Genomic DNA, 9,133 nt, shown 5'->3' with positions numbered 1-9,133 from the left:
GCCTGGTACAACACAGAGCATCGCCACAGCGCGATCCGTTTTGTGACGCCAGATCAGCGGCACCGTGGTGAGGACGTGCAAATGCTTGCCGCCAGACGCCATGTATATCAGGCGGCCAAAGAGCGGCATCCCGAGCGCTGGTCTCGTGGCACGCGGAATTGGCAGCCTGTTGGCTCGGTATGGCTCAATCCCGAGCGGCCTGAAGTCGAACGCAAAGCCCATGGGGCCGGCGACGCGCTCTCCCATAAAGCTGGCGGCGCCGGCCCCATGGAGCAAAACGAAAAACGGGCAGCATGATAAATTATCAAGCGGCAACTACCTTGAAAAACACCGCTTTCCTGTGACCTTCTCGAAGTTGGATCGGAGTGCCTCCAGAGCTTGTTGGATGGCGCGCTGTGTTCCGTCGATCCGTGTCGCCAAAACCTTCATATCGAGATCGGTGTTCATCGTGCGCGTATAAGAAACAACCTGCAGCGCCTGACGGCAATCCGAATATTCCGAGAGCCCTAAAAGGGCGGAGAATGTCCGGCCACGCTCTAGCGGCGACTCTTCGATGAAACGCGAAAAGGTACGGTAATCTACTATCAAAGAGAACTTCTTTATCCCTTCGATCTTTGTTTGGCGTGACATACCGTTGTGACGCGCACGGGCCTGGCGCGCATCACAGCTTGTGTCACACTGCGACCGAGGACACCGCGGACCCCGGATCATTGATAGAATCACATAGTTATTGAGGGATCGGCATCATTTTTAGTCCGCGAAAGCCGACCGGTGAGATCGTTAATTTTGTGAAGGCTAATCAATTCCTCCGGCCAATCAAAATGTGCAATATATTTTGTTGCCGTGTTGAAGGCGTTCAAAATTTTTGTGCTGTCAGGATGCGAAAATGCAGACGAAAATGATGCGAGGCAGATTGATGCATTGTCCCGAAATGCCAAGCTTTCAATTATCGGCTCAAGTGCGCTGGCTCCCGAAGTTCCAGGATTTGCGAGCCAGGTCTCGACGAGCGTTTTGACCGCATTTTCAAAGTCATTTTTTGCGTTGTTCATGATGTTATTCCTTTCTTCTCCGCAAAAACTATGTGCAAATCTTCTTTCTTCAAATTTTTTTTGGAGGCCGGTCCCGAGGGGCGATGAATTCGCGAAATTTTGCTGTATTAGCATCCCAACGAGCCCGACCTTTTTAGATCATTTTTTAGACGTCACAGAAAGCTTCTTCCTCAAATACCGCCGAACTACCGCAAGGCGGATCGGAACAAAGGGCATCCGCGATCTCTCCAAGAACCTCTTGAGCCAATTCTGTCCGAGGAAGTTTGACAAAACTCCGGCGTTTTGCGGTTTTTATTTTCATCGTGGACACGCCAAACAGCTCAGCCAATTTCCATTGATCCACTTTATCACCTCCACCCGAGGGCAACTCAGCCCCCATGTCTGGCAGCATCAAGAGCATACGGCCCAACAGATTGGCCGTTCTCTCCACGGTCAATCTGTTCAATTCTTTCTGGAAAATGTGACGTCCCGTTCCTAGGCCATCATGACCTTTCCTGAAGTCCACGGGCTGCGTCGAGACTAAAACCCGCACGCGGTTTGACGACGATGATCGGGGTATCACCGAAGGAGACGCGTCGAAACGAAGATACATTGTATTAAACTATTGGGGCAGCGCTTCGCTGCACACGACTTCGGTTGGCAGGTTGCGGAGGCCCATACCCGCGTTGCGATCCTGAATGGCTTCACCGCGCTTGGCATTGCCCGCACAGAGGCTCTACGATGAATCCGTCTGGGTTAAGGGGAAGCTCAACCTCCGCACGATTTGTGCAACAAAGTCCACCAGCACCAGAAACCCTTGCTGCGTTCTGTACCAAAGGCAGCAATGCGCAAGAAGTGACCTTTGCAAAGCCTGGAACCGTAGTCTTCCTTCTCGACGTGATCGGCCCATTTGTATGTATCGGCTGCTGCTCGCAAATGATTTCTGACATGTTCTCGGAAGTCGCTCATATGTATCCGGCCTGTTGCTCGACACGCGGGTCGTGGCCTTGTTGGGGTTAAGCGGCCTTGATTTTGCAAAGTTCACTAACTTGTGCATTGCTGACCTTGAGGGCTACTCGCAGCAATGGTCAACTTGGGCTCAAACCGGACTTGCGGCGGTGCGGCGCGCAAATCTTGACCTATGCAGGCTTCGGCGCGACCAACCGGATGACCGCTGTCAGCCCGAAGCGGACATGATCTGTGCAGCCGCAGCACCAGGGATTTTCCGAAGTGAGGGCGGAAAGCATGCGTAATTGGGCTGACCCTGCACTTTGGTCGAGCTCCCGATAGGATCACAGCATAGCTGTGAACAAGGGAGACAGAAGATGGAATATTATGTTGGATTAGATGTGTCGCTCCGGTCGTGTGCGCTGTGCATCGTTGATAACAAAGGCAAGGTTTACCTCGAGCGAGAGCTACCCTGCGAAGTCGAGGACATCGCCGATTGTCTTGCAGCTTTTGAGCACCCGATAAAACGCGTTGGTTTTGAAGCCGGAGCAATGAGCCAACATCTGTTCTTTGGTTTGCAATCGGCTGGGTTCGACGTCGTTTGTATGGAGGCGCGTCAGGTGAGTGCCGCCTTGTCTGCGATGCGGAACAAGACTGTCAAGACGGATGCCAAGGGCATTGCCCAAATATTGCGAACTGGGTGGTTCAGCCCTGTTCACATGAAGAGTCGGGAGGCCCACGGGATGAGGGCGCTTTTGAGCACGCGTAAAGCGTTGCTCAAGAAGACGATGGATCTGGCCAACGAAGTACGAGGGCTGCTGAAGATCTTTGGTGTGCGATTACCCCGAACAGTGAAACACGGATCCTTTGATGGTCTGGTGCGGCCCATGATCGAGATGGACGACGTCCTTGCGCATGCGGTCATTCCATTGCTCGACGCGCGGGTGGTCTTGTTCCAACACTACTTGGAACTGGATCGACGCGTGAAACGTGCGGCATCTCAAGACGAGGTCTGTATGCGCATGATGACCGTACCGGGTGTTGGTCCGATTGCAGCACTCACATTCAAGGCGGCAGTTGATGACCCGAGCCGGTTCAGACGCTCTCGTACTGTCGCTGCGCATTTTGGGCTCACACCGAGGCGCTTTCAGTCAGGGGAGCACGACAATCCTGGACGAATATCGAAGGCAGGAGATCGAGATGTTCGTGCAACTCTATATGCAGCCGCCAACGCATTGCTGATGCGAACGATGGCAGGGTCACAGATTAAATCATGGGGTATGCGATTGATGCGCACCAAAGGCCGCCGACGCGCCGTTGTTGCCGTCGCCCGCAAACTTGCCGTTCTGCTCCACCGTATCTGGATCGACGGCAGCGAATTCCGTCAGGAACAAGTTGGAGGCACGGCATGAACAAGTAGCCTAACAATTAACCTGACGGGATCGTCCAATCCGGACGAGGTTCGTGGATGAAGCCGAAAATGTCTGCTGCGCAACTTGAAGCGCGCCGGAAAGCGGGGCTCTCCACTTCCATTCCGACACATGCATGCAGCGGCGCACTTCGAACGCCAAACCAGACTGCGAAGAGAAGCGTGACCCGGACAAACGATCCCTAACAACCCAAAGAAGGAAAACGAGCTTGACCCAGACACCCAATTAGAGAAGGAGACGTTCGCTGCAGAAGATGGAACAACCGGCCACATTTTTGCAAACGGTCATTCAACAACAACGTTCTTATTTGTGCAATGCGTGGGCGCTGTTTTCAAAAGCGGTGAATAATGACTATATTGGTCTAATGAAGGACGAGCAGACACAAAATATTGATCAGGGTAAAAAGGAGGACGTAGTAGCCCTCGGGAAAAAATCTGTGCCTGTGTGGAAGCAACGGGCACGCAAGATGGTTTGGCCGCTTCACGCCCGTTACCCGAATGTCATCCCCAACCCCTATGGCGAAGACAAATCCCATTACCGAGAACGCGATGCAGAGAACAACGCAAAGACAGCGCTTGATGAAAGTGTTTCGCTCCGGCTCGGCTGCATCATGGTCAGCGAGATTTTTGGCCCGAGTGAGATCGAGACTTTATACGAAGGCCTTGAAAAAATCGGCTGGGACGGGGAAAAAGTGCCGGTCCGTGATGAATCAAATATCGACTGGCTCAAAAAGCAGCGCCTCTACGGCAGCGAGGGTACGATGCCACTTGGTTGGATACATCGCCCCGAAGAGGTCAAGAAATATGTAGGCGTGAGATACACAGCGGATTTCCCGAAGGAGTTTTCATCACTTCTTGTCAATATTGCACAATTAACGCCTTCAATTACCTGCTTGAGTGTCGGTTTCATTCTCACAGACGATGCGTCGCTCGAATATGCAAATGCAATAAACGAGCCCGCGAAAACGACCCGCGTTCCAAAGCGGCGTTCTCGAGCCTACTCGATCATGGGAGTGGAGCATGTTAAAGAAGAGCGTGTTCGGCGCATACGAGGAAAGTACCGGAACGTAGGTATCTCATGGCTGTCGAAGAACTTTCCCGGATTCTTCAGCGAGCATTGCGAAAACAGCCACTTTCCAACGGTGGAGTTTTTGTCTTTGGACGGGTTCACGCCGTTCGACAAAGACGCGCCTAGAGACCGGAGCTGGAATCACTGGTCGCGCTTCGTCAATATTGACCATGATTTCGGTAGCTGGACGTCTTCATCTATCCCCTCCTTAAAATTTTCGTTCGATGCTGGGCACCGCAAAAACACGCCAAACCACATGACTGTTGCACTGCGTTGGGACGTTCTTAACGAGGAAGACCTAAAAACCTACGGAGGCGACTCTTTGGGTACTCGAACCTATTTCGCCAATGACCGCCTTGACGGCATTATCGCAAGATATGCGCTTGCGAGCTATCTTCGTGAGTTGCTGCGGAGCCTCAAGGAAACTCGTCAGTCTTTGTCGGCGCGTTCGAAGGCACGCTGCTCCACCAGTGCGATCGAGCATATCAGTGCTTTCTTCAGACAATCCATTGGCGTGCCATCCATCGCGCGCGAAGTTCGGGCACTCTCCGAGAACGATGCATCTTTCCGGTGGAACGCCTCTGGTTTTTCGCAGCAAAGTCACCGGGATGAAGAAAAGCCATATGAAATCGAAGAGGGCCTGAAATCGTTTCTTGGTAGGCTCTCGCAACAGCTTCTTGAAGAAGATCAGGACACCCGCGATTTCCTAAACCAGCTTTCTTCCGCTTTGGGCACCAAGGAAAGCATCGCGGCGCAGCGACGCATGGAAGGGGTTACCTTACTCGCATTGGTTGTAGCTGTGATTTCGATGGGTGTTGCGATCTACACAGCGTTACACACATGAATGCTTCCAGCCGAGAACGGAGCCACTTTTCGACCAGTCTATGTATTGTCTGCTTTGGTGAAGCTGCTCCGCGGCGTCGATCGCTGCATTGAATGTCCGTTATGGGCGGTGGGCTCAACCGGTGAACGCAACACTTTAGTCTTTAGGAAAAGATGGAGTGTTTTGAATGAAGTATCGTCGCAGGATTTACTATTCAGCTGAACAGCGTGCCGAGATTTGGGATCGATGGCAGCGTGGGGCGTCGATGAGATCGATTGGGCGTGTCTTTGATCGCCAATCGTCGTCAGTCTTTTCAGTCATCTCACCAACGGGCGGAATACGTCCACCAGATCGCAGACGGGGTAAGTCTGCATTGAGCCTGTGTGAGCGCGAAGTGGACCTGTCACGGTTTGATGCCGCTCCTTTGATAGCATTTACTGCAACAAAGGAGACTGACTATGGGACTGAAACGGACAGACGAATTCCGCGCTGATGCAGTGCGTATCGCGCTAACCAGTGGACTGACGCGCAAACAGGTGGCTGACGATCTGGGCGTCGGCATGTCGACGCTGAACAAATGGGTCACTGCCCATCGAGACACGGATGTGGTGTCAAAAGAGGATCTGAGCCTTGCCCAAGAGAATGACCGCTTGCGTCGTGAGAACCGCATTCTCAAGGAGGAGCGGGAAGTGTTAAAAAAGGCCACGGTGTTCTTTGCGAGCCAAAAGCCGTGAGGTTTAAGTTCATTGAAGAACACCGAACAACATTTTCCATCAATCTGATGTGCCGGGTTATGGCAGTCAGCCCGCGTGGTTTGCGGGCGCATCGCAGCCGTCCAGCCAGCCGCAGGCAGCGGTCTGATTTGGTCACGCTGGCCCATATCAAGGAACAGTCTCGTCTGAGCCTTGGCAGTTATGGCAGGCCTCGCATGACCGAAGAGCTGAAGGAGATTGGTCTGAATGTAGGGCACCGCCGCGTCGGCAGGCTGATGCGTCAGAACGGCATATCAGTCGTAAGAACTCGCAAATACAAGGCGACAACGGACAGCAATCATAAGCACAATATCGCGCCAAACCTGCTGGATCGTGACTTCAACGCTGATGCGCCTAACCAAAAGTGGGCAGGCGATATCAGTTATATCTGGACGCGCGAGGGGTGGCTGTACTTAGCTGTGATCTTGGACTTGCATTCACGGCGTGTAATTGGCTGGGCGGTCTCGAACCGGATGAAACGCGACCTTACGATCAGGGCTTTGAAGATGGCCACCACGTTCCGGCAGCCGCCCAAGGACTGCATCCATCACACGGATCGCGGGTCGCAATATTGTTCGCACGACTACCAGAAGATCCTGCGCCAGCACGGGTTCAAGGTGTCGATGTCTGGCAAGGGCAATTGCTATGATAATGCCGCCGTCGAGACCTTCTTCAAAACCATCAAAGCCGAGTTGATATGGCGGCAGTCATGGGAAACGCGCAGGCAAGCCGAAATAGCGATCTTTGAGTACATCAACGGCTTCTACAATCCGCGACGCCGACACTCTGCATTGGGCTGGAAAAGCCCAGTCGCTTTCGAACGGAAAGTGCCTTAAACGAGCACTTGGGGCGGCACGAAACCGTGACAGGTCCACTGCTACATTGATCATATTGACACTTCCAACACGCGCACCTTGAGAGACGGCACAATCAGTCGCCACACGTTTCCCGTGGCCCGATTGATCCCCTCGCGATCATGGGGGTCGGGATCAAAATATGTTCAATCTTCGAGCTATCTCCATTGATCCGACCGATGAGACATTGCATTGCCTTCTGCCCGAACTCGTAGGTTGGCTGGTCCACGACCGAAATTTGTGGTGCCGTCACCTTTGTCCAATCCGCGTCAAACCACGAGACAAAGGAAAGGTCGGACGGGAAACGGACGCCGCGTTCTTTAAAAGCCTTGTAAAGCGAGGCACCAATCAGACTGTCAGAGGCTAACACGGCTGTGATTGCCGGCTCATGCGCAAGGATGGCCGCAACGATGTCCTGCGCACTTTCTTCTCCGATGACATTTTGGAATACAAGGCCCATCGGGTCCTCTATTCCAGCACGTTCTGACGCCGTTAGAAATGCTGCAATCCGGTTGCGCACAGCCGTTATTCCGATTTCATCGAGATCAGAGAGGCGCCCACCCTGAAATCCTGCCGCAGTCACATAAGCGACATTCTGGTGTCCGAGGTCATGAAGATGGCGCATTACCTGATCCGCTGCAGCGGCGTCATCGCCACAGACAGAATCAGCTACCAAATGGTCGGCCACGCGGTCGAAGGTCACGACAGGTGTACCAGAAGAAATCGCTGCTTCCAGATGGACCGTGTCACGGACATCAGTTGGCGCGACAATCATCCCTGCCACGCGTTGTCGCATTAGAACCGCGACCATTTCACGCTCCTGTTCGAGGTCTTCGTTCGAATTCGTAATGATAAGATTTAAACCTGCCGCATTCGCTGCATCGCTGATCCCACGCACGGCGCGGCTGAAAAACGCGTTCTCTATGTCTCCGACCACAACACCGATGAGCCCTGTGCGCCCTGTGCTCATGGACCGTGCCAGTTCATTCGAGCGATATCCGAGTTTCTCTGCCGCCTCTGTGACCGCATTACGTGTCTTTTCACTTGCCACGCCATAGCCACCTAATACCCGCGCAGCGGTCGCTTTTGACACTTTAGCCGCGCGCGCGACATCGGCAACCGTGATCGACGTCTTTTTGCTACTCATTTTCACCGTTCCGATGTCCCTTTTTACAAATTCTTTAGCAAAATGGTTGACGCGAATCAAAATATTCAAAAACAGTATACGCATTGAGACCGGTCTCAATAACTGAATTCTACGACTAATACCGGTCTCATCACAAAATGCCGCGAATGCCAGAATTCCGAAACCAAAACAATGCGGCACACACAACAGTGGAGAAAACGCACATGACCACCCTTTCCCTCCCAAAAATCGCCGCAACCGCCGCCAGCATTCTGTGCGCGGCTGCAACGATGACAAGTACGGCTCAGGCCGAGGAAAACCCCTACAATCTCATCACGCCCGGCACAGTGAGCGTTGGCTCTCTCGGAGACGCAAAACCCTATGCTTTCACATCCGCAGCCGGTGAATTTTCAGGGTTTGATATCGAATTTCTGAAAAACGTACTTGGCCGTCTTGGCTTCGAAGAGGATCAGATTCTTTTCACAGGTCAGGATTTCGCAGCCCTCCTTCCTTCGGTATCCAACGGACGTTTTGACATAGCCGCAGCGGCCATCGGGATTACCGAACAGCGCGCTAAGGTTGTCGACTTCTCCGACGGCTATCTTGCCGGATATCTCACCGTGCTCTCCGACGATGAGACAATTTCCGAAGACGTGAGCACATTAGCTGGGAAACGATTGGGGGTCGTGCAAGGCACATTGCAGGAAAACTATGCGAAAAAGACATTTACAGACACGGATATCGTCCAGTTCCCCGATAACAACACAGGGGTTGCTGCGCTAAACAATGGCACTGTTGATGCGCATTTCCTCGATTTCGAAGCTGCAAAAAGCTATGCGGAACGTTACGGACTAGAGCTGAAGGTCAATATCCCCTCTTTCGACGCCCCCGCAGGATTTGCGGTCAAACCAGGCAATGAAACATTGCGCGACGCCCTGAACGAAGCGCTGCATGCCGCGATGGAAGATGGCACCTGGCGCAATCTCTATCAGAAATGGTTTCCAGGCTCACCTATGCCGGAACAATACTTGCCGTCCAACGGTTGATCCGGTCTTGCGTCCCGGCCGCCGGCATCCGTCGGCGGCCCCTTTTACTTCCTCTGAT

At 53.1% G+C, this 9,133-nt stretch carries 7 protein-coding genes and 3 pseudogenes; 7 read left to right on the top strand and 3 right to left on the bottom strand.

Annotation, left to right across the window (positions count from 1 at the left end; translation table 11 throughout):
* A pseudogene (locus tag BM152_RS19330) lies at positions 1-297 on the top strand (hypothetical protein); the annotation flags it as partial.
* Positions 298-719: 422 nt separating this feature from the next.
* On the opposite strand, the gene BM152_RS16475 reads toward BM152_RS19330, so the two are convergent.
* Positions 720-1,049: a hypothetical protein gene (locus BM152_RS16475; protein WP_066606637.1), complete on the bottom strand. Its 330-nt coding sequence runs from the start codon at positions 1,047-1,049 to the stop codon at positions 720-722.
* A 145-nt stretch (positions 1,050-1,194) separates the two neighbouring features.
* Positions 1,195-1,485 carry a hypothetical protein gene (locus BM152_RS16470; protein WP_066606634.1) on the bottom strand — a complete coding sequence of 97 codons (291 nt, stop codon included), beginning with the start codon at positions 1,483-1,485 and terminating at the stop codon, positions 1,195-1,197.
* A gap of 114 nt (positions 1,486-1,599) precedes the next feature.
* On the opposite strand from BM152_RS16470, the pseudogene BM152_RS19565 reads away from it, so the two are divergent.
* From BM152_RS19565 to BM152_RS16440, 5 genes and pseudogenes are all read left to right on the top strand, one after another.
* Positions 1,600-1,773 (top strand): annotated as a pseudogene (locus BM152_RS19565) (IS5/IS1182 family transposase); the annotation flags it as partial.
* A 580-nt stretch (positions 1,774-2,353) separates the two neighbouring features.
* A complete protein-coding gene (locus BM152_RS16460; protein ID WP_066606632.1) occupies positions 2,354-3,388 on the top strand; it encodes an IS110 family RNA-guided transposase in 1,035 nt (344 codons plus the stop codon).
* A gap of 271 nt (positions 3,389-3,659) precedes the next feature.
* Positions 3,660-5,318: a hypothetical protein gene (locus BM152_RS16455; RefSeq protein ID WP_066606625.1), complete on the top strand. Its 1,659-nt coding sequence runs from the start codon at positions 3,660-3,662 to the stop codon at positions 5,316-5,318.
* Between the two features lie 166 nt (positions 5,319-5,484).
* Positions 5,485-5,706: pseudogene (locus tag BM152_RS19715) on the top strand (IS30 family transposase); the annotation flags it as partial.
* A 49-nt stretch (positions 5,707-5,755) separates the two neighbouring features.
* A protein-coding gene (locus BM152_RS16440; RefSeq protein ID WP_111481332.1) for an IS3 family transposase occupies positions 5,756-6,885 on the top strand; the annotation gives its coding sequence in 2 pieces (ribosomal slippage) (positions 5,756-5,990 and positions 5,990-6,885; 1,131 coding nt in all).
* A 94-nt stretch (positions 6,886-6,979) separates the two neighbouring features.
* Here the strand turns inward: BM152_RS16440 and BM152_RS16435 are convergent.
* Positions 6,980-8,134, bottom strand: a complete 1,155-nt coding sequence (locus BM152_RS16435; protein WP_082715428.1) for a LacI family DNA-binding transcriptional regulator — start codon at positions 8,132-8,134, stop codon at positions 6,980-6,982.
* Between the two features lie 119 nt (positions 8,135-8,253).
* On the opposite strand from BM152_RS16435, the gene BM152_RS16430 reads away from it, so the two are divergent.
* Entirely contained in the window at positions 8,254-9,075 is an 822-nt protein-coding gene (locus BM152_RS16430; RefSeq protein ID WP_066606649.1) for an ABC transporter substrate-binding protein, read from the top strand.
* Positions 9,076-9,133 lie beyond the last annotated feature (58 nt).

The organism is Celeribacter halophilus, from assembly GCF_900114135.1.
Taxonomy (GTDB): Bacteria; Pseudomonadota; Alphaproteobacteria; order Rhodobacterales; family Rhodobacteraceae; genus Celeribacter; species Celeribacter halophilus.
Note: the sequence above shows the minus strand (reverse complement) of the source record. Positions and strands in the feature narration are given on the sequence as shown.

What these genes read in the sequence shown, in the direction of transcription:
- BM152_RS16475 (WP_066606637.1), bottom strand. Translation starts at nt 1,049, where the DNA reads ATGAACAACGCAAAAAATGACTTTGAAAATGCGGTCAAAACGCTCGTC.
- BM152_RS16460 (WP_066606632.1), top strand. Translation starts at nt 2,354, where the DNA reads ATGGAATATTATGTTGGATTAGATGTGTCGCTCCGGTCGTGTGCGCTG.
- BM152_RS16455 (WP_066606625.1), top strand. Translation starts at nt 3,660, where the DNA reads ATGGAACAACCGGCCACATTTTTGCAAACGGTCATTCAACAACAACGT.
- BM152_RS16435 (WP_082715428.1), bottom strand. Translation starts at nt 8,134, where the DNA reads ATGCGTATACTGTTTTTGAATATTTTGATTCGCGTCAACCATTTTGCT.
- BM152_RS16430 (WP_066606649.1), top strand. Translation starts at nt 8,254, where the DNA reads ATGACCACCCTTTCCCTCCCAAAAATCGCCGCAACCGCCGCCAGCATT.